We start from the raw sequence: 26,395 nt of genomic DNA on the forward strand, positions 1-26,395 counted from the left end.
TTGCTCAATCAGCCGACGGTCTTCTAATCTCAAATGCGAAAAATTTCGTGTCGTTTTCAATTCGATGCTAACAGCTCATTAATCTAACATACTGATTTATATAGCTGTCGCACTTCAGATGTGAACCCGCCCACCTGCATTTTTTATTTCGCAGAACCAATCTTATGAAACTAATTTTACCACTTAATCGAACATCCCATGCTTGGGATCTGTTCTTCAGGCCCTCGACCTGTTTCTGCAATTAACTGCATCGCGTCCAAAAGATCGGTTTTGCGTCCGGCGTGGTCGTTAAATCCTGCATCATCTCAGCGGCCACGATATTGTAGCTCACCTTTACTGTTGAGACCAAAGAAGTCTGGCGTGCAAACTGCACCATATCTCTTTCCTACTGTTTGGTTTTCATCAACCAGATAAGGAAATTCAAAGTCATACAATTGCGAAAAGTCTTTCATCTTACGCGGAGCATCTGCGGGAACAGAGTGATAGTCATTGGACATCACTGCTAAAACCCCAAAGCCTTCAGAGATGAGCAAGCTGGTATTTGCCGCCAACCGATCTCCAATCGCCTGCACATAAGGACAATGGTTGCAAACAAACGCAAGCAGGAGCCCCTTTTCACCAATACATTCCGACATGGTGAAACTATTTCCATCAGGGTCCTTAAGCGCAAAATCCGGCGCCTTCCAACCAAAGTCACAAACAGGAGTATTCAGAAGCACAATGCCACCCTTTAACTAGTTGATCTATCAAGAGGTTGTCATAAGAAAGGCTGAGCTGTCCATAAGAATTGGATGAAAATGTCCAGGCCTGTGGTCACGATTTCCTGATCACCGCGGCTCCCCCTTCCCGTTACTCAAATTATCCAGGATTGGGCAGTCGGGGCGGTGGTCGCCGGCGCAGGCGGTTATTAGGTGGGTTAGGGTATCGCGCATGGCGATGAGGTCGGCAATTTTGGCTTCGATCTCTTTGACGTGTTGTTGCGCAATCTTTTTGACGTCAGAACTGCCGCGCTCTTTGTCTTCATAGAGTGCCAGCAAGGCCCGGCACTCTTCGATGTTGAACCCGAGTGAACGGGCGCGGCCGATGAATGTCAGCTTGTGCAGCTCTGTTTCTTCAAAGATCCGGTACCCATTTTCATTCCGTTTGGGATGAAGAAAGCCGATATCCTCGTAATAACGGATGGTCTTGGTCGGGATGCCGGAGCGTTCTGCTACTTCACCAATATTCATCGTCGTTCCATCCCTTTTAGTGGGCTGTTGTCGCTTTGATCCAGCGTAACCGCAAAGCGTTGGTTAAGACAAACACGCTTGAAAGTGCCATAGCACCAGCTGCCAGAACAGGAGACAGAAGCGGGCCACCGAATGGATATAACACGCCAGCAGCAACCGGGATCAGCAGTGTATTGTAACTGAATGCCCAGAACAGGTTCTGGCGGATGTTACGCATGGTTTGCTGGCTGATGTGGAACGCATTGACCACACCGTTCAGGTCTCCAGCCATCAGAACGACATCTGCTGCTTCAATTGCCACATCAGTGCCGGTGCCAATGGCAATACCAACGTCTGCTGCTGCCAAAGCAGGCGCATCATTGATGCCATCGCCTACGAAGGCCAGTTTACCGGAAGCGTTCTTACGCAAGTCTTCCAGCGCACGGACTTTGCCGTCAGGCAGAACTTCAGCAACCACGCTGTCGATACCAAGTTCGGCTGCAATGGCATTGGCCGTCTTCTGGTTATCACCTGTGATCATCACAACTTTCAAGCCAAGCCCATGAAGGGACTTGATCGCATCTGGAGTTGTTTTCTTGATTGGGTCAGCAACTGCAATTACCGCTGCAATTTTTCCATCAATAGCGACGTAAAGCGGGGTTTTTCCTCTAGTTGCAAGTACGGTTGCATCAACAGAAAGCTGTTCCAGTGCAATACCTTCACGGTCCATCAACCGATCTGCACCAACCAGAACATCGTGCCCCTGCACAACCGCGCTGACACCAAATCCAGTCAGAGAGTTAAAGCTCTCTGGTTTTGGAAGCGCAATGCCACGTTCTTCGGCGGCCTGCACGATCGCCTTTGCAATGGGGTGTTCGGAGCTTTGCTCAACAGCTGCGACCAATCGCAGAACATCTTCCTCCTCAAAACCTTCATGCAGGATAATATCTGTCAGTTCCGGATGTCCGGCAGTGAGCGTGCCAGTCTTGTCCAAGGCAACCACCTTGGTTTCCTGAAGCATCTGCAACGCATCGCCTTTGCGGAACAGGACACCAAGTTCGGCTGCGCGACCTGTACCAACCATAATAGAGGTTGGCGTTGCAAGCCCCATGGCACATGGGCAAGCGATGATAAGCACAGCAACACCCGCGACCAAAGCAAGACTAAGCGCGGGATCGGGACCAAACAGGAACCACACAGCAACGGTGAGGATCGCAATAGTAATCACGGCTGGCACAAACCACGACGTGATTTTGTCGACCAATCCCTGAATTGGCAGCTTGGCACCCTGAGCCTGTTCCACCATCTGAATGATTTGGGAGAGAACGGTATCATTGCCAACTTTGCTTGCACGCACGCTTAAGGCACCTGTGCCGTTGATTGTTGCGCCGACAACATCGTCACCAGAGGCCTTTTCAACCGGAATTGGCTCACCTGTAATCATGCTCTCATCCACGAAGGAGGAACCTGAGACAACGGCACCATCCACGGCGATCTTTTCACCTGGGCGCACCTGAATGACATCACCCACAATGATCTCTTCAATCGGGACTTCTGTCGCCACGCCATCGCGCTCAACACGCGCGGTTTTAGCCTGCATGCCAACGAGTTTCTGGATCGCCTCGCCAGTTCTGCCTTTGGCGCGTGCCTCCAGAAAGCGGCCTAGCAAGATGAGGACGACAATTACAGCTGCGGCCTCGTAATAGACGTTTACGGTTCCCGCCGGGAGCAATTGCGGCGCAAAAGTTGAAACGAGAGAGAATACATAAGCGGCGGAGGTCCCAAGCGCGACCAAAGAGTTCATATCCGGCGCGCCTTTTAAGAGCGACGGAAAGCCCTTGGTGTAGAAATGTCGGCCAGGTCCAAAGAGCACAACAGTCGTCAGGACGAACTGCAAGTAATAACTGTTTTGCAAACCAAGAGAATTCTCAACAAGCATATGGACGCCGGGAATGAAGTGACTTCCCATTTCGATCAGAAAAACTGGAAGTGCCAGCACGGCAGCGAGCAACACCTTGCTCTTAAGCTGACGGATCTCATCTGTTTTGCGGTGAGCTGCTTCAGCAGGCTCGGTCTTGTCCAATGTAGCAGGATACCCTGCTGAGGTGACCAGTTCAGCAATCGCAGAGGGTGTTGTCGCCCCCACTGCGTAATGCACTGTTGCACTTTCTGTTGCCAGATTAACATTGGCTTCCAGAACACCATTCCCGGCTCGCAAAGCCTTTTCAGCTCGTCCCACACAAGACGCGCAGCTCAGGTTCCCAACACCAAAGGTGATGCTTTCTGTGAGTGCTGGATAGCCAGCTTTCTGAAGCGCGTCGGCCACATCTTGCGGCGTGAGGGTCTCATCGTAATTGACCTGTACGCTTTCTGTTGCAAGATTGACAGAAGCGTTCGCCACACCGGAAATACTCTTGAGTGCCTTCTCGACACGACCGACGCAAGACGCACAATTCATGCCTTCGACTTGCATTTTCAGTGTTGAACTGTGGGACATAATTTCACCATTTCATTGTCTATTGAAGGCACCCTAAGGGTTCCAGCGACTGGAAGGTCAAGACTAAAATCATCAGGAAAATGAAAAGACTTTGGCCATCATGTAAATGACAGCCAAACATCACTTAGTCTTTGTTTTCTCCAGACTTTCACTGGCTTCTTCTGCGGTGATTTTATTCAAGGCAGATAGTCGGGCTCTCTTCCAAAGCACATAAATTGCCGGAATAACGAAGAGTGTCAGCAATGTTGCGGTGATCATGCCGCCAACCATTGGGGCTGCAATCCGTTTCATGATCTCTGAGCCTGTTGCACTGCCCAGCATGATCGGTATCAACCCGGCAAAGATGGTTGCCACGGTCATCACCTTTGGCCGCAATCGTAACAGGGCCCCCTCGACCACGGCTTCAAGGATATCTTTTGTGGTGAGGACCTTGTGTTCTTTCCGGGCAAACGCCACGCGCTTGTCCCAGGAAAGGTTCAGATACAGCAACATGACAATAGCCGTTTCAACAGCAACACCTGCCAAGGCGATGAAGCCAACCAGCACGGCAACCGACAAGTCAAACCCTAAGGTGTAGACAAACCAGACGCCACCTGTCAGCGCGACTGACAGGGAGGTCAGAATAATCGCAACCTCTCCTACGCGGTTGAAAGCAAGGAAGAGCATCAGGGTGATGATTAGCAATGTTACCGGTGCAACCAGCTGCAAGCGTTCCTGAACACGCTCGATATACTCATACTGTCCGGACCATGTGACCGAGTAACCAGCGGGGATTTTAACTTCGGAAGCGACCAGTTGTTGTGCTTCGCTGACATAACCACCAAGGTCTCGTCCCTCGATATCGATGAAAACAAAACCAGTTGGGCGTGCATTTTCTGAGCGGATCATACCGGGGCCGTCAACAATGTTGATATCTGAGACGGCTCCCAGCGGGATATGCGCACCGGATGGTGTCACAACGGGGAGTTTTTCAAGCTGATCCGGGCTGCTTCTCCAATCCTGAGGATAGCGTAAGTTGATGGGGTATCGCTCCAGTCCCTCAACGCTTTCGGCGATATCCATTCCACCAATTGCGGTTTGCACCACATCCTGAACATCCTTGATATTCAGCATATAGCGAGCCGCGGCATTACGATCGATATCAATCTCGATAAAGCGCGCACCTCTTGGGCGCTCTGCGTAGGAGGATAGCGTCCCCTCAACACCTTTCACGAGACCCTCAATTTTCACTGCAATGTCTTGAATGACTTGTAAGTCAGGTCCAGACACTTTGACGCCGACAGGTGTTTTCATGCCAGTCGCAAGCATATCAATGCGGTTCTTGATTGGTTGAATCCAGACGTTCGTCAGGCCGGGAACCTGCACTGACTTATCCAGTTCCTGCCGAATTTTCTCAAGCGTCATCCCTTCACGCCACTGATCTTGCGGCTTCAGCTGAATGGTGGTTTCAAACATGGTCAGTGGAGCTGGATCTGTTGCTGTTTCGGCGCGGCCAAGCTTGCCGTGAACGGTCTTTACCTCAGGCACCTGCATGATCATACGATCCGTCTGCTGAAGCACCTCACGCGCTTTGCCAATGGAGACACCGGTGTACAGCGACGGCATGTAAAGGAAGTCACCTTCCTTCAACTCCGGCATAAACTCAGATCCAATCCGGTTCAACGGCACAAGAATGGACGCAACCAGAACCAGCGCAAAGATGATCGTTGTTTTGGGCCAGGCAATAACGCCTGCAAGTGCGGGCCGATACAAAGCGATGCATAACCGATTGACCGGATTTTTAGCCTCAGGATGAATGCGTCCACGCACGAAATAACCCATCAGCACTGGCACAAGCGTGATGCTGAGAATGGACGCTGCCGCCATGGCATAGGTTTTGGTGAACGCAAGTGGCTTGAACAGGCGACCTTCCTGCGCTTCCAGCACAAACACTGGCAGAAAGCTAATGGTGATGATTGCCAGCGAATAGAACAGTGCTGGCCCAACCTCGGAACAGCATTCGGCGACAATCTTCCAGCGGTTCTTATCGGGATTCGGTTCCTTCTCAAGTCGTCGATGCATGGCCTCGATCATCACAATGGCTGCGTCAACCATCGCACCAATGGCGATGGCGATCCCACCAAGGGACATGATGTTCGCATTCACCCCTTGCAGGCGCATCACCAGCAGTGCCGTCAAAATGCCAAGAGGAAGCGAAATCAAGATGACCAGCGAAGACCTGAGATGCAGGAGAAACACTGCACACACCAGGACCACAACTAAAAACTCCTCTGAGAGTTTGGTGGTTAAGTTGTCAATTGCTCGCTCAATCACCCCAGCCCGGTCATAGGTGGTCACAATCTCCACGCCTTCTGGCAGGTTTGGCTTCAGCTCCTCCAACTTGGCATGCACGCCCTCAAGTGTTCTCAGCGGGTTTTCACCCCACCGCATGATGACAACCGCACCAACGGAGTCGCCTTCACCGTTCAGGTCAGCCACACCACGGCGCATTTGCGGACCAAGGCGGATATCTGCCACATCGCTCAAAGTGAGAGCTGCACCACGCTCATTCACCTTGAGCGGGATTTGCTCCAGATCCTCAATAGATTGGATATAGCCCGTCGCACGGACCATGTACTCCGCTTCAGCCATCTCAATCACACTGCCGCTGGTCTCGCGATTCGCGTTCTGGATCGTGCTCATGAGAGCAGGCACTGTCACGCCATAGGCTCGTAGTTTGTTGGGATCGACGACGACCTGATACTGCTTGACCATACCGCCGATGGTTGCCACTTCCGACACGCCGCTGACAGTTTGAAGCTCATACTTCAACCACCAGTCCTGCAAGGAGCGCAGCTGTGCCAGATCGTGTTGACCGGTTCGGTCAATCAGGGCGTATTGAAAAATCCAGCCAACTCCTGTCGCATCTGGACCCAGTTCAGGCGTAACGCCTTCAGGTAATTGGGCTCCAACCTGAGCAAGGTATTCCAACACCCGGCTTCTGGCCCAATAAAGGTCTGTGCTGTCTTTAAAGACAACATAGACGTAGGAATCGCCATAAAACGAGAACCCACGCACGTCGATCACGTCCGGCACCGACAGCATGGCTGTAGCGATCGGATAAGTTACCTGATCCTCAATGACCTGAGGGGCTTGCCCGTCATAAGGGGTTTTGATAATGACCTGCACATCAGACAGATCCGGAATTGCATCAACCGGTGTTTCTTTCAGCGCCCAGATGCCGCCAAGTGTCAGCATCACAGCGGCCATGAGCACGATCACGCGGTTCCTGATGGATGCACGTATGATGGAGCCAATCATTTTTCATCGGCCCCCACCGTGTCAGCAGGTGCTGTTTTTGAAGCTTGATCTTTGACATCTCGCAGATCGACAAGGCTGAAGCGCTTGTCAGACCCCTTTGAGATAGCAAACTCAATAGGCCTATCATATTGGAATGCATGGTTCTTCAGGTTTGCACGGACCGCAAACGTTGTTTCCATCGCTGGCCACTGCAACTCCTCAATGGCATCATGTCGAATAGTGACGGAGTTTGTCTCAGCATCGAAATTAGTCACTGTGCCATTAACCCAGATGGGACCGTCTTGCGCAGAAGACATGCGGGCCACGCCCGCCGAAAGTGAACTCTCACTATCAATCAGAAACTGAGCGGAGGTTACGACTTCTTCCCCTGCTTCAAGCCCCTGTAAGATCTCGGTCCTGCTCCCTCCTCCAAAACGCCCCGTCAGGCCCGGCGTCACCATGCGTGGCTGAAACGTGCCCTCCTCAGTTTGCAGGATAACCCGATCAGATGAACCTGTACGGATCAGCGCGCTGGCTGGAATTGTCACTGCACGTCGCATTTCAGATGGGATGATGGTTACGCGGCCAAACATATTTGGACGTAAAACACCCTCTGAGTTGTCAAAATGCAGACGGACCGGCAGTGTGCGTGTCACCGCATCCAGTTCCGGGTAGATATAATCGATGCGGCCCTCAAGCACTTGCCCGGGCAGATGCTCAAAGCTCGCAAGCACATCGCTGTTTTTGCTCAGACGGGCAATGTCCTGCTCAAACACATCCACCATCAACCACACAGAGGACATATCAGATAGGGTAAGCGCTATAGAATCCGGTTGCAGGTACATACCATCCGCCGCTTCCAACGTGGTCACCACGCCGGATTGAGGAGCGTACACCTTGAAGACCCTAGCCGGAGTATTCGCCCGAGCCATCTCGTCAATCTGGGCGCTATCAATACCGTAATTCTGAAGCTGGATTCGGATATTCTGCTCGGCTTGCTTATCATTCCGGCGCACGGCCCGGATCAGATCAGCACTCGCCACAGTCACCTCTGGCGCATAGACAGTGAAAAGCAGATCTCCCTTCTTAACGGGGTCACCAATTGCACGGATGTTGAGTTTCTTGATCCACCCTTCCGTGCGTAAATGAACCTAACTGGAGCCATACTCGTCATAGCCAACAAACCCAACACTTTCGATTTTCTCTGAGATAGGCTCAACGCTGGCGGTGGCCGTGCGTACACCGATGCTGTTAATCACATTTGGAGACAACACAACAGAACTCCCGGATTGCATCGCATCCTGCCCTGCATAAACGGGAACGAGGTCCATCCCCATGGGAGATTTTCCAGGTGCATCACGCCGGAAACTTGGGTCCATCGGCGCAACCCAATACAAGATTTCACTTTCAGCACTGCCTGGTCCAGCAGAAGTCCAGTCCATCGAACTTCCAATAAAGATCCCTAGCCCAGCCGAAACACTTGCTACAATCGCAAGCCCAGCCACAACCGCGTATCCACGACGCATCGGTCCTGTCCTGATTTACCAAACATCATTCAGACCTGAAGGTGCTTTGCTACCGCCGGGATACTCACCATCCCAACCAAATCCCTCCAATCCCACAAAACAGCACCACTTTTCCTTATTCCTTCTGGCACTGCTTAACTTAGTGTCCGTCATTCTAATCCTTCCAGTGACTGGAAGATCAAGTCTAATACTGAAGCCCAGTGCTTGTCATCATCAGAAAAGCCCTGCCGATATCATCAGCAGGGCTCCAAAAAAGACTTCTTAGTAACAGAGGCTCTACAACTCCCCCGCCTCTTCCAGTACCTTTCTTGCACTGCGGAAGCATTCTACTCCGGCGGGGACGCCGGCGTAGATGGCTACGATGTGGCAGGCGGCGCGGATTTGTTCTTTGGTGACGCCGTTGCGCAGCGCGCCTTTACAATGCAATTCCCATTCGTGCATTTTTCCGAGAGCGCCGATCATGGCCAGATTCATCAGACTGCGAGTTGGTGCATCGATAGCGTCATCTCCCCAGCCGAAACCCCAGCACCATTCGGTCATGGCTTCCTGAAACGGACGATTGAAGTCGTCCGCCTTTGCCAGGTTGGCCTCTACATAGTCAGCGCCAAGGGTTGCTTTGCGTTGTTTCAGGCCTTTTTCAAACCGGTCAGACATTCTTGTTTTCTCTCTTAAACGCTGATGCAGATGTATTTCATCTCAACATAATCTTCGATGCCGTACTTGGAGCCTTCGCGGCCAAGTCCGGATTGCTTGACGCCGCCAAATGGTGCAACTTCAGTGGAGATCAGACCGGTGTTGACACCTACCATGCCGTATTCCAACTCTTCCGCCACTTTGTAGACTGTGGAGAGATCATTGCTGTAGAAGTAGGAGGCAAGGCCGAACTCGGTATCGTTCGCTGCTGCTATAGCTTCATCAACTTCCTTGAAGCGGAACAGTGGGGCAAGCGGGCCGAAGGTTTCTTCTCTTGCCACGTCCATATCACTCGTCACATTGGCAAGAACAGTTGGCTCAAAGAAGGTGCCGCCCTTGTCACTACGCTCGCCGCCACACACAATACTAGCGCCGTTTTCGAGTGCATTTTTGATGTGGGATTCCACTTTTTGAACAGCGGCTTCTGTGATGAGGGGCCCGATGGTTACGCCGGACTGGAACCCATCTCCAACATTCAGATTACGGACTGCATCTGCAAGTTTTTTGGCGAAAGCATCGTAAACACCGTCCTGTACATAGATACGGTTGGAACAGACGCAGGTTTGGCCAGCGTTGCGGAACTTAGAAATCAAAGCCCCTTCAACAGCCTTATCCAGGTCCGCATCATTAAACACGATAAACGGTGCGTTGCCGCCCAGTTCCAAGGAGAGCTTCTTAATCTGGTCAGCACTTTGACGCATGAGAATGCGGCCAACATTTGTGGAGCCAGTGAAGCTGATTTTCTGGACAATGTCGTTGGTGCACAGCTCTTCACCAACGGCTACTGCATCTGTCGATGAAAGGATGCTCAGCACGCCTTTCGGGATGCCTGCCTGCTCAGCCAGCAAAGCCAGCGCCAATGCGGAAAGAGGTGTTTCAGCGGCTGGTTTTACGATCATGGCACAACCAGCAGCCAGTGCAGGCGCAGCTTTGCGGGTGATCATGGCATTGGGGAAGTTCCATGGTGTGATAGCACCAACAACCCCGACTGGCTGCTTGATCACCATGATACGTTTGTCTTCCTGATGCCCCGGAATAGTATCACCGTAAACACGCTTTGCTTCTTCGGAAAACCATTCAATGAAGCTGGCGCCGTAGAGGATCTCACCTTTTGCTTCTGCAACTGGCTTCCCCATTTCTGCGGTCAGGATAGCCGCGAGGTCATCAGCATTATCAATCAGCAAGTCGAACCAGCGTCTCAGAACCTGCGCGCGGTCCTTGCCTGTGCGCTTGCCCCATGCTTTTTGCGCAGTCTTCGCGGCGTTGATGGCATCGGCCACATCAGAGCGCGAGCAATCTGCAACATTGGCAATCAGTTCACCTGTAGAGGGGTTGTTGACTGCAAAGGTTTTCTGGCGCGAAACAAAGCTGCCATCGATATATGCACCGGATTGCAACAGGCTTGGGTTGTTCAGCTTCAGGTCCATGGCGACACCCTTTGTCTTTCATTGTTGTCACATCGGCATAGTCATCACGCCGGAAAAGAATGGGGACCAGATGTGGCCCCCATTCCGTTCATTTTCCGTTAAGTCGGATTAGGCTCGCAGTTCACGGTCCAGCGCAGTTCCGTCCGGAGCAACCTCTTCATGAGGGTCTCTCACCGCACTTGAATCTTGCATGAGCGACTTCACAATTCCCCATGACATAAGAACCACAAGAGCACTGATCGGCAAGGCAGCCGCAATAGCAGCAGTTTGCAGAGCGGATAATCCACCAGCCAACAAGAGCGCCGCAGCAACAACACCTTGAGCAACACCCCAGATCACACGGTGCTGTTTAGGTGGGTGTGCGTTACCCATAGACAGGATGGTCGTGATAACCAAAGTGCCGGAGTCGGACGACGTGATAAACCATGTTGCCAGCAAGAAGGTGGTGAGTGCTGCAATCAACCAGCTGATTGTGCCATTAGAGGTCATCTGCTCAATGGTGCCATAGAGCGCGCCACCAAGGTTCCAGCTGTTGACGGTATCAATCAGACCTGCAGTACCAACACCGCCTGGTGCATTCATTTCGATGAACAATGCATTGCCGCCGAAAATGGTGATCCAGAGGAAAGCCATCACAGTTGGTACCAGCATGGCGCCGAACATGAACTCGCGAATGGTACGACCACGGCTGATGCGTGCAATGAACATGCCTACGAATGGTGCCCAGGACAGCCACCAGCCCCAGTAGAACATGGTCCAGCCACCCTGCCATTTCACGTCACCTGGTTCACTTGCAGTCCAGAAGCCCATGGACAGGAAGTGGGACATGTAATCGCCAACGGATGTGAGGAAGAAGCTTGCGAGCCACTGAGATGGACCTGCTACAACAAAGAACAGGATCAGCAGCAGTGTAAGAGCGATGTTCCACTCGGAAAGAATACGAATACCCTTACCAATGCCAGAGACAGCAGACAGTGTCGCCACAATGGAAATACCGATAACCAAAGCGATCTGAGTAAGCGTACCCGGATCAACGCCAAACAGCACGTTCAGGCCCTGTGCCATCTGGTTTACGCCAAGCCCCATGGATGTCGCGATGCCGAACACGGTGCCAAACACGGCAAGCAGATCAACCGCATGACCTGCCGGACCGTAGATGCGCTCGCCAAGGATCGGGTAAAGAGCACTACGGAACGTCAGAGGCAGCTTTTTGCGGAATGAGAAATACGCAAGGCAAAGTCCGGTGATGGTGTAAATCGCCCAGCCATGCAGTCCCCAGTGGAAATTGGTCACGCGAACCGCATCAACTGCACGGTCCATGTTCATCTCATTGTGGCCAGCCATATCCGCAAACGGGTTGTTCGGATAACCCCAGCCCGCGGAGTTGTCGAAGTAGAACAACGGCTCAGCAACACCAAAGAACATGATACCGATGGATACACTTGCGGAAAACAGCATCGCAAACCATGCAAAGTTGCTGAATTCCGGACGTGCATCATCATCGCCTAGACGGATGGAACCAAATCGGCTGACCATCAAGCCAATACAAATGAAGAAGATGATCATGACTGAGGAGATGTAGTACCAGCTCAGCGCTGTTTCGACCCAGCTGCGTACCGCCCCGTACAGCTCACCAGCATAATCAACATTCAAAATCGTGAACACAACAAATGCCGCAACCATAGCCTTGGCCGCGATCGACATCCCGTTGTGCAAGCCCTTAAAGAGCCCCGTTTCGGCAACATTCAGATCTTTCTGAATGTGCTCTTTTTCGATAGCCATAGTTCCCTCCCAGGCTAAATTAATCGGACATTGTGTCCATGCCGGGTTTCACCACCGGCTTATCTCCAGCCCCTGCTGAACAGGAGCTACGGATGGGGTTCTCCCTGTTCTCAGCGCATAACGAATGGATCCGGTATCGGATCATCAGAGGTGCGCAACCAAACTGTTTTGACTGTTGTGTAATCCAGGGCTGCCTGCAGTCCGCCTTCACGGCCATGACCGGAAAGTCCCTGTCCACCAAACGGAGCGACAGGAGAAACTGCGCGATAGGTGTTCACCCACACGATGCCGGAGCGAATGCCCTTTATCATGCGGTGTGCCCGCGTCAGGCTTTGTGTGAAAATGCCGGAAGCCAGGCCAAATTTTGTGTCGTTCGCCATCTGCAGAGCTTCAGCCTCTGTCTCAAAGGTAAGAACAGAAAGCACTGGGCCAAACAGCTCGGTTGTCACACAAGGAGCATTCGGCACCTCTGAGCAATCCAGAATGGTCGGTGGGAAGTAGAAGCCATCACGGTCGCAATCCACACCACCGGTCAGCACCGTCGCACCAGCCTCAACGGAAGCTTTAATCACTGTATTGATGTGATCGCGCTGGCGCTGACTGCACAAAGGACCAACCTCTGTTGCCATATCCTGCGGATGTCCAATGACAACGGCTTCAGCTTTGGCCTTCAAACGAGCAAGAAACTCATCCTTGATGCTCTTTGCGATTATCAGACGTGAACCTGCAACACAGCTTTGGCCTGTCGCTGCGAAAATGCCGGATATCTGCGCATTTACGGCGCTGTCGATATCAGCATCCTCAAACACGATAAACGGAGATTTGCCGCCCAGCTCAAGTGACGTGCTGGCAAGGTTTTCCGCAGAATTGCGCACGATGTGCTTTGCCGTTTCCGGTCCACCAGTAAACGCGACATGAGCCACGGACGGATGCGATGTCAGCACCTGCCCACATTCAGCACCAAACCCGGTGATGATATTGACCACACCTTTGGGGAAACCAGCCTCTTCAATCAGCTTGGCAAACTCCAAAAGAGGCGAAGGCCCTTCTTCTGATGCCTTCACGATCAACGTACAGCCAGCGGCCAATGCAGGACCGATCTTAACAGCGGACAGGAACAGCTGATTATTCCATGGAACAATGGCAGCCACCACGCCAACAGGTTCACGGCGTAGCCAGACTTCCATGTCCTGCTTGTCGATTGGAAGGTGAGCCCCTTCAATCTTATCTGCCAAGCCAGCATAATACCGATAGTAGTCCGCCACATACGCCACCTGGGCAGATGTTTCGCGGATGATCTTCCCGGTGTCCTGCGTTTCCAACTGTGCCAGCTTAGGCGCATTCGCCTCAACCAGATCCGCCAGTTTGTAAAGCAGCTTGCCGCGCTGTGTTGCGGTCAGGCTGCTCCAGGCAGGATAAAAGAAAGCCCGCTCAGCTGCAGCAACAGCACGGTTTACATCCTCAGTCCGCGCCTCGGGCATTTCTGCCCAAGGCTGACCTGTTGCCGGGTCCAGACTTTGAAATTGCGCTGAGCCATCTTCAAAACAACCATCGATATAGTGCTGGAAGCGTTTCATCATGCATCCTTTTGGAAAGCAGGCATCACTTCATTGATGAAGCGTTCAAGAGAGGCTTTCTTGCGCTCAAACGTCATGCCGCTATCAATCCAGAATGAGTATTCATCGTAGCCAAGGTCTTCGTAATGCTTGAGGCGCTCGATGACTTTTTCAGAGGTACCGATCACATTGTTGGTGCGCATCTGCTCTGCGCTGTAGAACGGGTGGTTCGCAATGTCTTCGTCGCTGAGCGGCTCAAGAAGACCCTGAGTGATTGGGCGTTCGTTTTTGAACCATGCACCAAAGTAGTTGTAGAAACGGTTGACCTCTTCAGCACCCTGCTGAACATCCGCTTCATCACCACCAACATAGGTGTGGCGCAGCAACATAATTTTCGGGCGTGGAACAGACGGGCTCTTCTCACAAGCATCGTTGAAGCGCTCCATGAGGCTTTCAACTTCATCGTCGCCGTTCCAAAGCGGCGTAACTTGCACGTTACAACCATGCGCCACAGCGAAATCATGGGAGTTCGGATCACGCGCAGCAACCCAGACAGGTGGGTGCGGATCCTGCATTGGTTGTGGTGCAGACGTTGTTTTCGGGAACTGCCAATACTCACCTTCGTGAGCATAATCACCATCCCAGAGCTTTTTGACGGCAGGAACCAACTCGCGCATGCGCTGACCAGCTTCCCACGCATCAAGGCCTGGGATCATGCGTTCATATTCAAAACTGTAGGCACCACGAGCAATACCCAGCTCAAGACGGCCATCCATAATGATATCCGCCATAGCTGCTTCGCCAGCCAGTTTGATTGGATGCCAGAAAGGGGCGATGACAGTTCCTGTTCCAAGACGTACATTTTCGGTCCGCCGTGCCAGATCTACAAGGTTAATGAAAGGGTTCGGCGCAATGGTGAAGTTCATGCCATGGTGTTCACCAGTCCAGATCGCATGCATGCCGCCTTTGTCTGCAATCTCACAAAGCTGCAGAAACTCGTCATAGAGCTTTTGCTGGCTCTCATCGGCGGAAATGCGCTCAAGATGGATGAAAAGTGAAAATTTCATGGCTTACTCTCCCAGTGCGATTTTGCGCACTTCGCCGTTTTCATGATTTCCAAAATAGATGCCGAAATTGCCCTTCTGCGTCTCCTTCGCAAATCGGCCCAGCATTTTTTGTGTAGCTGCATCCTGCACCCGCGCCAGCACATCATCTGTCAGTGCAAGGAAGTTTCCAGATTGGCTGGCCCCTTCACCGGCTGAGCAATGGAAAGCCAGATGCTGGGCATTCGCTTCTTCATCTTCGTAGACGGAGTAAATGAAGCCGACAGAAGACGGGACACCGACCTCTTCCAGTAATGCTGTAAGTTCTTTGGTTGGTGTGCCTTTGCTGACATTGCGCGTTGGCAACCGCAGTTGTCCTGCATCATCTTCAAAAAACAGCACTTTTTTGTCTCGTTCCAAGAGAGCGCTAACAACGGTTTCGCTATCTACTTGAATGGAGCTGACTTCTTGTGTGGCAGTAAAATACGCACCGCGTGCGTAACCCAGACCGTTGGCAACACCGGTCTCAAAAGCCTTTACTTCACCAATCAGAATTGCATGGTCACCCGCGTCCATCACATTGTGCATTGAGCAATCAAACCACGCAGCAACATCGGAAAGAACCGGCGACCCGTGAGGACCAACTTTCCAGTCAACAGTTGCAAAACGGTCTTCAACACGGCTGGCAAAGGTGTTGGACACATCCTTCTGGGTTTCTGCCAGAATATTGACAGCAAAACCGGATGCATCAGTCAACGCATCATAATTGCTGGAGCTCTTCGCAAGACACACCAGCAACAATGGCGGATCCAGAGAAACGCTTGAAAAGGAATTTGCTGTAAAGCCAAGCGGCTCACCATCCTGGCCGTGGGCTGTCACAACCGTAACACCGGTAAGGAATGTACCAAATGCATTCCTCAATGTACGTGGGTCCATCGCTGTCATCGGGTAGATCTCCCTTTCTATCCGTTTGTTCTTATTGGCTGTTTTAACCAGCTTGCCATTGCGGCGTTGACTTGTTCCGGTGCTGTCAGATTGACCATATGACGATGGCCTTCAATGATGCAGACCATGCCGTCCTGCGCTGCCTTGGCCATGTCCACCGCCATTTCCTTGGTGGAGTTCGGATCACCATCACCCGTCAGCAAAAGCGCCGGGCATCTGATCTCCTCCCATTTGTCAGCATAGGTCGCGTCCCCATGTGCAAATGCGTTGTAAGTGACCGCATAGCCAACCGGATCAACCTCCCGGAGCCAGTTGCCGACTTTTTCTTTCGCCTGCTGATCCGCAGTGCTCTCACTAAACCAACGGCTTAAAGGTCCGTCGATGTTGATGTGGCCCTCTGTGATTTCCTTAGCTCGCGCCTCCACAGCACTGCGAGCTTCAGGAGATCTGCGGTAAACGCCGTTCAACAAAGCAACGCGTTTTACGCGTTCCGGGTGCGTTGCTGCGTAACCACCGCTGATCAATGCACCCATGGAGTGACCGGCAAGATTCACCTGCTCAAATCCAAGCGCTGAGATTGTCGCATGCAGCCACGCTACATAATCTTCCAACTGAGAGCCTTGAGGAAGCGCAGTGCTTCCTCCATGCCCCGGCATGTTTATCGCAATAACACGATGCGTTTTCGCAAAGTGCTCGATTTGCGGTTCCCAAGAAGCATCCTGCATGCCAACCCCGTGGACCAGCACAAGCGGCTCACCTTCACCAACCTCACGGTAGCAAACAGTGCCCTTAGGATGTGACAGCTGCAGGGTTGTCAACGTCATGTCCCAGCTCCTTAAGGTCCTGATAGCGATCACCAATCCGGTGGTGCGGGCGTCCTGAGAGTGAAGCTCCCAGCGCGATGACGATTTCATCTGGGCCCGGTGCATCGGGAATAGCAAGCTGAATGGTGAGATAGTGTGAACGGCGACCACCATCATTCTTGTCCATCAGCGGAATCATGATCGGAGCGTTTGCACCAGCGCGGGTGTTACAGAACGCCAGATAGGTTTTAGCGCCAACAGCTTCACGGTAAAAATTGCCAAATTGCAGCGTGTGAATGAGCGCGGAGGCGTGCTCAACTTCACCATTCACACCAACGACAGCTGCCTTGCCGTAGCCTTCAACAGCCTCACCAGAACCTGCAAAGTTGATAATCATGTCCGTCAGCAACTTGCCAACAACGGGTGCAACATCATGGATGCCCGGACGCAGATCTTCAACAAAGCCCTGCCCAGCCCATGGGTTTTTGACGACAGCAACTGCCGCAATCATCCGCAATGGGGTCTCTGCTTTTTTGCCACCTTCAATCAGCGTGTCTTCCACGTGAAGAAGTGTCTTGCGTATCTCTGCTGGCATTGGTCTTCCGTTCATTCCACTGTCAAATTCAATGGTGATAAGATGGTATACCATAATACTGAATGTCAATACCTTCTTGCGAATGAAGTCAACGCAAGCTAGATTGCTGCCATGATCTCTACTGCAAATAATCCTTTGAAAATTGAGCGTCCCACCATGACGCTTCGCGATATGGCTCTTGAGAAAATGAGAGCCGCTATCATTGCCGGGCACTTCCAGTCAGGAGACCGTTTGGTCGAGCGGCCACTTTGCGACCAGCTTGGCGTAAGCCGTTCAGTTGTAAGGGAAACAATCCGATACCTTGAAGCAGAAGGCCTTGTTGAAATTCTGCCAAACAAAGGCCCGATCGTTGCCAAACTGGATTGGGAAAACGCGCAGCAGATCTACGAAATCCGCATGCTTTTGGAGACCAGTGCCGCACAAAAATGTGCTGAACTGGCCAAAGATGGGGATAAGAAAAAACTTGCTAAAGCGCTCGCTCAGCTCAAGTTGGCCTACAGCAGTGGCGAAACAAACGACCTGTTTGAAGCAACAACATTATTCTATCAGTGCATTTTTGATATCAGCGGCCAGAATGTTGCATGGGAAGTGGTACAGCGACTCAACGGTCGCATCAGCCGCCTGCGCGCAATGACTTTGGGTACTCGTGATCGCCATGATGCTGGTTACAAACGGATCGAAAAAATCTACTCCGCAATCGAAACCAACGACCCTCAGGCCGCTGCTGCTGCCATTCAGTTACATCTGACGGAAGCTGCAAATATTGCCAAGACCCTTCTGACTGCAGAGCTGAGCAAAAGCGAAAAATAATGCCTAAAGCCTACTGGATTGCCCACGTCACAGTCACGGACGCTGACGCCTACACAAATTACACCCAGGCCGCTCCAGCCGCCTTCCAAAAATACGGCGCCCGTTTCCTCGCCCGCGGTGGAAAAACAGAACACCTGGAGGGCACCTCACACCCCCGCAACGTGGTCATAGAGTTCGACACCATGGAACAAGCCCTGGCCTGCTACCACTCCCCAGAATACCAAGAAGCCAAATCCCACCGCAAATCCGCTGCCTTGGCAGACATTATGATCGTCGAGGGAATGGAGTAAGCTCCCCTACCCCAAATACTCCCGCAATGCTGGCGGAGGGTTGTTGAGGAGTTGATCGGTCTCAGCGGGTGGGTGCGCTGACCCGTTGGCGACTAGGATTGCTTGATTGGTAATGCGGCGGGCGTCTTGTGGGTCGTGGCTGACCATAAGAAGCGTCGTGCCAGTTTCTGCGATGAGCTCCGCGACAAGATCCAGCATCTCAGCCTTAAGAGCAGGGCCGAGGGCGGCGAAGGGTTCGTCGAGTAACAACAGATCACGGTGCTGAACCAAAACGCGGGCAAGGGCGACGCGGCTCTGTTGACCACCGGATAGCTCAGCTGGCTTACGCTCTCCCATAGCTGCCAGTCCAACCCGTGAAAGAGCAGCTGTGACTTGCTCTTGCTCAGGCTTTGAGAGCCTTCCGTTAGGCCGCAAACCAAGAGCCACGTTTTGGGCGGCAGTTAAGTGAGGAAACAGGTTGCCATCTTGAAACAGCATGGCGATTGGGCGGTTTCCCGGAACCTGTTTGGTGAGTTCACCTTCTTTCCAGAAAAGCTGTCCCTGCGATATCTCGCGAAATCCGGCGATGGCCTCAAGCAGAGTTGATTTCCCCGCGCCAGAAGGACCAATAACGGCGACGCTGCTGCCAGCTTCAACGTACAAATTGGCATGCAACTCGAACGCGCCATTGGCAATGAGACAAGAGCTAAGCTTCAGCATGCCAGCGACCTCCCCGGTCTAAAATCCAGAACAGTACCATTGAAAGCACAAGCAATAAAAGAGCTCCGCCGGCTGCTGCCTGCATTTTGTATGCCCCCATCAAGCGGTAAATCTGTAAAGGCAGCGTTGCAATTTCCGGATCTGCAAACAGGGCAATCACGCCAAGGTCTCCCATGGAAAGTGCTGCTGCAAGCCCCGCAGCAAACCCGATCTGTGGCCGCATACGTGGAATGAGGACACGTGAGAAGAACACCCAGCCTTCCATATTCAGAGACAAGGCCAACCGTCCATGTCGCGAAACCGTATCTCGTGCAGCAGGGACAAGAATGCGAAGTGCAAACGGCAATGCCATCGCCGCGTTGACAAGTGTCGTCACTGGAAGAGCAAGGTCAGACGGGTTTGCCCATGGACGTATAATGATAAACAAGCCCGTTCCAATCACCAGCGGGGATGCCGCTAATCCCAGAATTCCAGCAAGTTCAACCACACTATGCCGGCGAACGGCGATTGCGGCTGCCATAGGCAACGCGAACAGCAACAAGATCACCGTGCTGGCTGCGGCGACAGCAACGGAAACGAGTGCCGCCTTCAACACAATAAACGGTACCAGAAACAGACCACTAAGCCCTGACAGAACAACGGCGCTGAGCGGCAAAAGCAAAAACAGCGTTGCAAGTGAAATCCAGAGGATGTCTGCGACAGGTGCACCACCATCCCAGCGCTGGATCGCTCGGTCCAGTCCTGCACCAAACCCTTCACCACGTGAAAGCTTCAGTGCTGCGAAAGCTGCAGCAGCAGTGAGCATGAGTTGCAATGCAGAAAGCAGCGCGGCCCGCCCAAGATCAAAATCGTATGTAAAAGCCTGATAGATCGCCAGCTCAATAGTTGTCGCCCGCGGTCCACCACCAAGCGTCAGAGCAACAGCAAAGCTTGTCAGGCAGATCGCAAAGATCACAGCCAGTGCACCAGGCAAGATGCGCGCGAGCATCGGGAGTTCTATCAGTCGAAATAAGGCTTTTCCATCACACCCAAGCTGCGCCGCAAGGCGAAAGCGCTCTGAGGGAACCTCTTGCCACCCCTGCAAGATCAATCGGGTTGCCAGCGGAAGGTTGAAGAAAACATGAGCCAGCACAACACCGTGGAGACCATAGATGCGAATGGGTGAAGCACCGAAATAGACAAGCACATCAGATATCCAGCCCGCACGGCCAAACACCTGTAGCAACCCAAGAATGGCAACGATAACTGGTAGAATGAAGGGGGCACCAAGCAGTGCAATGAGCAAACTGCGGCCCGGAAACCGCCGTCGCGCCAGGGCGCGCGCAACCGGCACAGCCAGCGCAACACTGATCACGGCAGAAAGCACAGCCTGCGTGAGCGTAAACTTGAGAGCGGCCCAATCGGAAGAGGAAAAGCCGTGACCCGCTTCTGCTCGCAGAGCAACCGTGGCCAACGTGCCAAGTATGAGTGCCGCGACAAGAAATGCCGCGGCAACACCGGGAAGCGAACTTACTGGCTGAGCGCTTCTAGCCATTCCGGCAGAGCCTCACGTCTTGCAGCAGCAGCTTCTTCAGGCTTAAAGAACAAAGCTTTTTCCGGCACCTGCAGTGTGTCAAAGCCAGCAGGTAAACCACCTTTAGGTGTCACAGCAGGGTACATCCAGTTGGTTGTTGGAATGATTGTCTGGAAAGCATCTGAAACCATGAAGTTCAGGAACTTGTCTGCCAACTCTGGCTGATCAGTCCCGGCAAGCTTTGCCGCTACTTCAACCTGCATGTAATGGCCTTCTTCAAACGCGGCAGTGGTCTTGCTGTTATCTTCCTCGGCAATCAGGTGGTAAGCCGGAGACGTGGTGTAACTGAGCACCATGTCCGCTTCTCCATCAAGGAAAAGACCGTAGGCTTCAGACCAGCCTTTTGTAACCGTCACGATGTTATCGGAAAGATCCGCCCACACATCAGCAGCTTCGTCTCCGTAAGCCGCTTTCACCCAAAGCAGCAGCCCGAGGCCGGGTGTAGAGGAGCGTGGATCTTGAATAAGGATCTTGGCATCGCTCTTCGCAAGCTCGCGGAAGTTGGTTGGTACGGTTTCGCCAGCCTTGTGTACGAAGGCAAAGTAGCCCCAGTCGTACGGCACAAAGGTTTCGTCAGCCCACTCCACTGGCAGTGTGTATTGGGCCTCAACAGTGTGTGGTGCAAACAGGCCAGTTTTCTTGGCAGTCTCTACCAGATTGGTGTCCAGACCCAGCACCATATCGGCATCCGAGTTCTTACCTTCAAGACGAATGCGGGAAAGCAGTGCTGCGCCATCTTCGACGCCAACAAGTTTTAGGTCACATTCACATACAGCCTCAAACGCTTCTTCCACTTTTGGGCCTGGGCCCCAGTCAGAAACGAAGCTGTCGTATGTGTAAACTGTCAGTTGAGGCTTCTCAGCAGCCATCGCTGATGTTGCAGTGAGTAATCCCGCAGCAATTAACAGATGTTTCAAGTCATCCTCCATTGCGGCGAGAGGGCAAGGATGGATGAAACCGGTACCCTTCCCTCCGCCGGTTCTAGCCGGTTCAGGTTCAACGGGTTCGCCACTAAAGCATCTCAGCACGACAAATACGCGCACCCCGAGGTCAAGCGGTTCTTAACCGGAAAAACACAGGAGCGCAACTGGATATAGCCAACGTCTGGAGAGCACCTGTAGGGAGTTGCAATAAAAAGCCCAGGCAGTTTCCTGCCCAGGCTCGTCGCATTTATTAGGCTGTCAGGTCGAAGCGGTCGGCGTTCATGACCTTGGTCCATGTTGCCACGAAATCGCGGACGAACTTTTCGTGGTTGTCATCCTGAGCATACACTTCAGCATAAGCGCGCAGGATTGAGTTGGAGCCAAACACAAGGTCTGCACTGGTTGCAGTCCACTTTGGCTTGCCAGATTTCCGGTCGCGGATCTCATAGGTGCCATCCTTGAGTGGGTGCCAGCTGTTGTCCATATCGGTCAGGTTGACGAAGAAGTCCGTCGTCAACTGACCTTCACGATCCGTGAAGACACCGTGCTTTGAACCGCCATAGTTGGCACCAAGAACGCGCAGACCACCAACGAGTGCAGTCATTTCCCAGCCAGTCAGGCGGAGGAGCTGTGCACGATCCAGCATCATTTCTTCCGGGCTAACAGCGTACTCTTGCTTCTGCCAGTTACGGAAGCCATCAGAAATAGGCTCCAACACTGAGAAGGATGTCGCGTCTGTCATCGCATCTGTTGCATCACCGCGACCAGAAGCAAATGGAACTTCCACGTTGAAACCAGCTGCCTTGATGGCATTTTCTACACCAACGTTGCCTGCCAGCACGATCACATCTGCGATTGAGGCTCCTGCCTGTGCTGCGATTGGTTCAAGCACAGCCAGAACTTTGGCAAGCCGGTCTGGCTCATTGCCAACCCAATCCTTTTGAGGAGCGAGGCGGATGCGAGCACCGTTGGCACCACCGCGCATATCAGAACCGCGATAGGTACGTGCGCTGTCCCAGGCGGTTTTGATCAGGTCTTCATTGCTCAAACCACTTGCCGCAATTTTTGCTTTCAGCGCAGTAACATCATAGTTGGTGTTGCCTGCTGGAACAGGATCCTGCCAGATAAGGTCTTCTTTCGGCACATCCGGGCCAAGATAATTGGCTCTCGGTCCCATGTCGCGGTGTGTCAGCTTGAACCATGCACGCGCAAACGTATCTCTGAAGTACTCAGGATCTGCGATGAACTTCTGGCAGTATTCGTTGTAGATCGGGTCAACCTTCATCGCCATGTCCGCATCCGTCATGATTGGGTTGTGGCGAACAGATGGATCCGTTGGGTCAACAGGTTTGTCTTCTTCCTTGATGGAAACAGGTTCCCATTGCCATGCGCCGGCAGGAGATTTTACCTGCTCCCATTCATGGCCGAACAGCATATCAAAGAAACCCATATCGAATGTGGTTGGGTGTGTGGTCCACGCACCTTCGATACCAGAGGTAAAGGCATTTGTTGCCTTGCCATCCTGTCCGGGGTTAGACCAGCCAAAGCCCTGCTCTTCAAGACCAGCAGCTTCCGGTGCGACACCGATGTTATCGACAGCACCGCGTCCATGGGTTTTACCAACGGTGTGACCACCGCACGTCAGCGCAGCAGTTTCCTCGTCATTCATTGCCATACGAGCAAAGGTTTCGCGGATCTGATCAGCTGTTTTTTGCGGACCGGGAACGCCATTCACGCCTTCAGGGTTCACGTAGATCAAACCCATATGGGTTGCTGCAAGCGGGTTTTCGAGCGTTGAAGGGTCATCTAGATCGTCATAGCGCTCTTCACTGCGCGCAAGCCATTCTTTCTCAGATCCCCAATAGGTGTCGATCTCCGGACCCCAGATATCCTCACGGCCAAACCCGAAACCAAAGGTTTTCAGACCCATAGAGTCATAGGCGATAGTGCCTGCGAGAATAATCAGATCAGCCCAGGAGAGAGCGTTGCCGTACTTTTTCTTGATAGGCCAAAGCAAACGGCGTGCTTTATCGAGGCTTGCGTTATCAGGCCAGGAGTTAAGCGGAGCGAAACGAATGTTGCCGGAACCGCCGCCACCGCGACCATCTGCAAGACGATAAGAGCCAGCTGTGTGCCACGAAAGGCGGATCATCAGGCCACCATAATGACCCCAATCCGCTGGCCACCAGTCCTGACTGTCGGTCATGAGCGCATGGACGTCTGCCGTCACCGCTTCGAAGTCGAGTGATTTAACAGCATCATGATAGTTGAAGCCTGGGTCCATCGGGTTGGTACGCGCACCATGTTGATGGAGGATGTCGAGATTCAAAGCATCAGGCCACCATCGGGTAACCGGCTTATCCATCGATGTATTCGCGCCATGTACCACCGGACAAACACCGACTGTCTTGACATCGTTACCGTGCATTGCTGTCTCCACTATCTAATTTGGCTCTTGCTGGTTTTGACGTTGCGTTTACCTTAAGCGGTGAGACGAAACGATGCATCCAGCAAATTCTAGACTGAATATAGGTCGCCAAACACATTAAGTGAAATTGCATCTTCTACGCATATCAATAAGTTTTTCTTATCGTATAAATTTGAAGGTAAACGAAGGTGCTTAGATTGCTCCTCTGAGCTCTCCTCATCACACACGGAAATGCTTTTCGCGAGGTGAGGAAAGCATCAGGTCTGCCCTTCAATGCAGCAACAATCCGTGTAAAATATCACATTGATTTTCGCGGAGAAATTTGCATGAGCACTATCAGTCTTCTCAATTCCATAATTGGTCCGGTGATGAGAGGACCCTCGAGCTCTCACTCTGCAGCGCCATACTTCATAGGAAAGACTGTTCGCCAACTTTCCCTTTGTGATGGCGATAAAATTGTGAATGTTGAAATTGCGTTCGATCCAGAGGGCTCGTTTGCCCAAGTCTATACCAACCAAGGCAGTGACGAAGGCTTTGCTGCAGGCTTGATGGGAGAAGAGGTCACCTCACTTAAGTATCGACAAGCTCTATCTGATCTGATGAACGGCAAGCCATTTACGCTAGAGATCAACATTAGAAATTTAGACACCAAAGATCATCCAAACCGAGTGGAAATTGCAATCACGGTTGAAGACAGCGAAGGCGCACTTCGGGAAGATCACTTCAAAGGCCTTTCAATAGGCGGCGGGATGTTCAAGCTCGATAGCTTTAACTCTTTCGCAATTGATGTGACTGGGAGCGATTTTATACTTCTTCTGGAATGTGGAGACAATTCACCTCTTCAGCAGCTTCCCTCAAATGCAAAGGTACAAGCTCGTGTCTGTGCAGGTTCGAAGAATAGCCACCAACTTATTGAGATCAAATCCAGTTCGCCACTATCACCTCAACAACCAGAGTTGAAAGACATGATAGAACAGAGCTGGAAGGTCAGGTCCTGCATACCTGTCCAATTCTCTGTCCACGATGAGGCCCCTCTTTTTGCCAGCCCAAAAGCTTTGGTCCAACAAACCAGCAGAGGACACAGTCTTGCAGATCTTGCTTTGTCTTTGGAAGCCAAACGGTTAGGCTTGACTGAACCTCAAACGCGAAAGGCCTTTGCAGACCGTTATGATGTGATGATGGACGCAGTTCAGGCAGGCCTAGCGCTTACCAATCAATCATCCACTATGAAGTTCCTGAAACCGAGCGCAAAGCAGGTTGGTGCAGCAAATCCCGTGGAGATTATCGGCTCACCGTTCTTGCAGGATGCGCTTAGCGCTTCTCTCGCAGTTATGGATGCAAACGCAAATCGGGGAGTGGTTGTCGCTGCTCCAACAGCTGGAAGTTCTGGCATCGTACCGGGCACGCTATATTCCTTGAAACAACAAGGTGTTGATCGTGAAAGGATTATCGACGCCCTTCAAGTCACAGCACTTGTGGGAGCCGTCTTTGCTGAGTATGGAAGTTTTGCCGCTGAAACGGGAGGATGCTCAGTGGAGACTGGTGCCTCAGCCGCGATGGTCTCAGCTGGATTGGTCCATCTGTTTGGAGGAACAGCACAACAAGCCTTTAATGCGGCATCACTTTGTCTGATGAATACGCTTGGTTTGGTTTGCGACCCAGTTGGTGGGGAAGTGGAAATTCCCTGTCATGCGCGCAATATCGCTGGGATCGCGCATGCGCAATCGTCTGCGGTTGCTAGCCTTTCTGGTTTTGACGCTGTTTTGCCATTTGATGAGATGGTCATCAGCACACAAAAAGTAGGCAAACAGATGCACTCTGACTTGCGCTGTACCGCTCGCGGTGGATGTGCGGCAACACCGACTGCCTGTGCAATGTGCGGATGAGGTTGATCCATAGATCTCAATGCCTTAACCGCTAATACTCCCTACAATCGTCTCCTTACAGCTGTTCAGGGGCTTTATCATCTCGGAGGTGTCTGGGTTGCAATCTGAGGCGGCTGGCGCATCAGTCACCATCTGCCGGACGGCACGTGAATCCGCGTCATTGAACTGCAAGCTCAATCGTTCCACCTTCGGCTGCAGAATCTGGACACCTTCTACCTCACCAATACCTGCCTCCCAGCCTACCTAAGGCTCCCCTCTTCGCCTGTAAGTCGGGTGAGAAGGACATCCATAGATCGGATTTTGAGGGAATGGCGTAAGCTCCTCTCACCCCTCTCAAACAAACCAGATCAGGCCAAGCCAGATCCAGAGGGGGGCTGGGACTATGGCCCAGATGAAGATGGCGGGGAGGTACTCGTAGATTTTCATGGGGCT

21 protein-coding genes, 1 pseudogene and 1 riboswitch are annotated in these 26,395 nt (G+C 52.4%); of the genes and pseudogenes, 3 read left to right on the forward strand and 19 right to left on the reverse strand.

The window, feature by feature from the left end; all coding sequences use genetic code 11:
- Positions 1 to 305: 305 nt before the first annotated feature.
- The 15 genes and pseudogenes from PsWM33_RS18150 to PsWM33_RS18210 all read right to left on the reverse strand — a co-directional run bounded on the left by PsWM33_RS18150 (position 306) and on the right by PsWM33_RS18210 (position 17,354).
- Positions 306 to 719 carry a thioredoxin family protein gene (locus PsWM33_RS18150; RefSeq protein WP_342585937.1) on the reverse strand — a complete coding sequence of 138 codons (414 nt, stop codon included), beginning with the start codon at positions 717 to 719 and terminating at the stop codon, positions 306 to 308.
- 108 nt (positions 720 to 827) lie between these two features.
- Positions 828 to 1,229 carry a Cu(I)-responsive transcriptional regulator gene (cueR, locus tag PsWM33_RS18155; protein WP_063292212.1) on the reverse strand — a complete coding sequence of 134 codons (402 nt, stop codon included), beginning with the start codon at positions 1,227 to 1,229 and terminating at the stop codon, positions 828 to 830.
- Between the two features lie 16 nt (positions 1,230 to 1,245).
- A complete protein-coding gene (locus PsWM33_RS18160) occupies positions 1,246 to 3,705 on the reverse strand; it encodes a heavy metal translocating P-type ATPase (RefSeq protein WP_208994625.1) in 2,460 nt (819 codons plus the stop codon).
- 120 nt (positions 3,706 to 3,825) lie between these two features.
- The gene (locus PsWM33_RS18165) at positions 3,826 to 7,005 is read right to left on the reverse strand and encodes an efflux RND transporter permease subunit (protein WP_063301150.1); all 3,180 of its coding nucleotides are present in this window, start codon (positions 7,003 to 7,005) and stop codon (positions 3,826 to 3,828) included.
- A complete protein-coding gene (locus PsWM33_RS28685; protein WP_275078565.1) occupies positions 7,002 to 7,301 on the reverse strand; it encodes a copper-binding protein in 300 nt (99 codons plus the stop codon). Before PsWM33_RS28685 ends, PsWM33_RS18165 begins: the two co-directional genes overlap by 4 nt.
- A gap of 48 nt (positions 7,302 to 7,349) precedes the next feature.
- Positions 7,350 to 8,123 (reverse strand): annotated as a pseudogene (locus tag PsWM33_RS18170) (efflux RND transporter periplasmic adaptor subunit); the annotation flags it as partial.
- 12 nt (positions 8,124 to 8,135) lie between these two features.
- Entirely contained in the window at positions 8,136 to 8,510 is a 375-nt protein-coding gene (locus PsWM33_RS28065) for a heavy metal-binding domain-containing protein (protein ID WP_208991774.1), read from the reverse strand.
- A 276-nt stretch (positions 8,511 to 8,786) separates the two neighbouring features.
- Positions 8,787 to 9,164 carry a carboxymuconolactone decarboxylase family protein gene (locus PsWM33_RS18175; RefSeq protein WP_063295772.1) on the reverse strand — a complete coding sequence of 126 codons (378 nt, stop codon included), beginning with the start codon at positions 9,162 to 9,164 and terminating at the stop codon, positions 8,787 to 8,789.
- Positions 9,165 to 9,178: 14 nt separating this feature from the next.
- Positions 9,179 to 10,630, reverse strand: a complete 1,452-nt coding sequence (locus PsWM33_RS18180) for an NAD-dependent succinate-semialdehyde dehydrogenase (RefSeq protein WP_063301151.1) — start codon at positions 10,628 to 10,630, stop codon at positions 9,179 to 9,181.
- Positions 10,631 to 10,738: 108 nt separating this feature from the next.
- On the reverse strand, positions 10,739 to 12,412 hold the full coding sequence (locus PsWM33_RS18185; protein WP_063295770.1) for a BCCT family transporter: 1,674 nt from the start codon (positions 12,410 to 12,412) through the stop codon (positions 10,739 to 10,741).
- 110 nt (positions 12,413 to 12,522) lie between these two features.
- Positions 12,523 to 13,989, reverse strand: coding sequence for an aldehyde dehydrogenase (locus PsWM33_RS18190; protein WP_063301174.1), 1,467 nt, complete (start codon positions 13,987 to 13,989; stop codon positions 12,523 to 12,525).
- Entirely contained in the window at positions 13,989 to 15,035 is a 1,047-nt protein-coding gene (locus tag PsWM33_RS18195; RefSeq protein WP_063301152.1) for an LLM class flavin-dependent oxidoreductase, read from the reverse strand. Before PsWM33_RS18195 ends, PsWM33_RS18190 begins: the two co-directional genes overlap by 1 nt.
- Positions 15,036 to 15,038: 3 nt before the next feature.
- Complete coding sequence (locus tag PsWM33_RS18200) at positions 15,039 to 15,956, reverse strand: flavin reductase family protein (RefSeq protein ID WP_063301153.1); 918 nt, start codon at positions 15,954 to 15,956, stop codon at positions 15,039 to 15,041.
- 17 nt (positions 15,957 to 15,973) lie between these two features.
- Positions 15,974 to 16,780, reverse strand: a complete 807-nt coding sequence (locus tag PsWM33_RS18205) for an alpha/beta fold hydrolase (protein ID WP_063301154.1) — start codon at positions 16,778 to 16,780, stop codon at positions 15,974 to 15,976.
- Positions 16,746 to 17,354, reverse strand: a complete 609-nt coding sequence (locus PsWM33_RS18210; protein WP_063301175.1) for an amino acid synthesis family protein — start codon at positions 17,352 to 17,354, stop codon at positions 16,746 to 16,748. The genes PsWM33_RS18205 and PsWM33_RS18210 overlap by 35 nt, the downstream gene beginning before the upstream one ends.
- A 111-nt stretch (positions 17,355 to 17,465) precedes the next feature.
- On the opposite strand from PsWM33_RS18210, the gene PsWM33_RS18215 reads away from it, so the two are divergent.
- On the forward strand, positions 17,466 to 18,164 hold the full coding sequence (locus PsWM33_RS18215; protein WP_057464606.1) for a GntR family transcriptional regulator: 699 nt from the start codon (positions 17,466 to 17,468) through the stop codon (positions 18,162 to 18,164).
- Positions 18,164 to 18,454, forward strand: a complete 291-nt coding sequence (locus PsWM33_RS18220) for a DUF1330 domain-containing protein (protein ID WP_063301155.1) — start codon at positions 18,164 to 18,166, stop codon at positions 18,452 to 18,454. Before PsWM33_RS18215 ends, PsWM33_RS18220 begins: the two co-directional genes overlap by 1 nt.
- A gap of 6 nt (positions 18,455 to 18,460) precedes the next feature.
- Here PsWM33_RS18220 and PsWM33_RS18225 read toward each other — a convergent pair whose 3' ends face one another.
- The 4 genes from PsWM33_RS18225 to katG all read right to left on the reverse strand — a co-directional run bounded on the left by PsWM33_RS18225 (position 18,461) and on the right by katG (position 24,077).
- Positions 18,461 to 19,153, reverse strand: a complete 693-nt coding sequence (locus PsWM33_RS18225) for a thiamine ABC transporter ATP-binding protein (protein ID WP_063301156.1) — start codon at positions 19,151 to 19,153, stop codon at positions 18,461 to 18,463.
- Positions 19,140 to 20,687: an ABC transporter permease subunit gene (locus PsWM33_RS18230; RefSeq protein ID WP_063301157.1), complete on the reverse strand. Its 1,548-nt coding sequence runs from the start codon at positions 20,685 to 20,687 to the stop codon at positions 19,140 to 19,142. Before PsWM33_RS18230 ends, PsWM33_RS18225 begins: the two co-directional genes overlap by 14 nt.
- Complete coding sequence (gene thiB / locus PsWM33_RS18235) at positions 20,663 to 21,655, reverse strand: thiamine ABC transporter substrate binding subunit (protein WP_208994627.1); 993 nt, start codon at positions 21,653 to 21,655, stop codon at positions 20,663 to 20,665. Before thiB ends, PsWM33_RS18230 begins: the two co-directional genes overlap by 25 nt.
- A 21-nt stretch (positions 21,656 to 21,676) precedes the next feature.
- A riboswitch (TPP riboswitch) is annotated at positions 21,677 to 21,783 on the reverse strand.
- Positions 21,784 to 21,899: 116 nt separating this feature from the next.
- Positions 21,900 to 24,077, reverse strand: a complete 2,178-nt coding sequence (gene katG / locus PsWM33_RS18240) for a catalase/peroxidase HPI (protein WP_063301158.1) — start codon at positions 24,075 to 24,077, stop codon at positions 21,900 to 21,902.
- 326 nt (positions 24,078 to 24,403) lie between these two features.
- Between katG and PsWM33_RS18245 the strand changes: the two genes are divergently transcribed.
- On the forward strand, positions 24,404 to 25,963 hold the full coding sequence (locus PsWM33_RS18245; RefSeq protein ID WP_063301159.1) for an L-serine ammonia-lyase, iron-sulfur-dependent, subunit alpha: 1,560 nt from the start codon (positions 24,404 to 24,406) through the stop codon (positions 25,961 to 25,963).
- Positions 25,964 to 26,395: the final 432 nt, after the last annotated feature.

Source organism: Pseudovibrio sp. WM33 (assembly GCF_001623165.1).
In the GTDB taxonomy this organism is placed as follows: Bacteria; Pseudomonadota; Alphaproteobacteria; order Rhizobiales; family Stappiaceae; genus Pseudovibrio.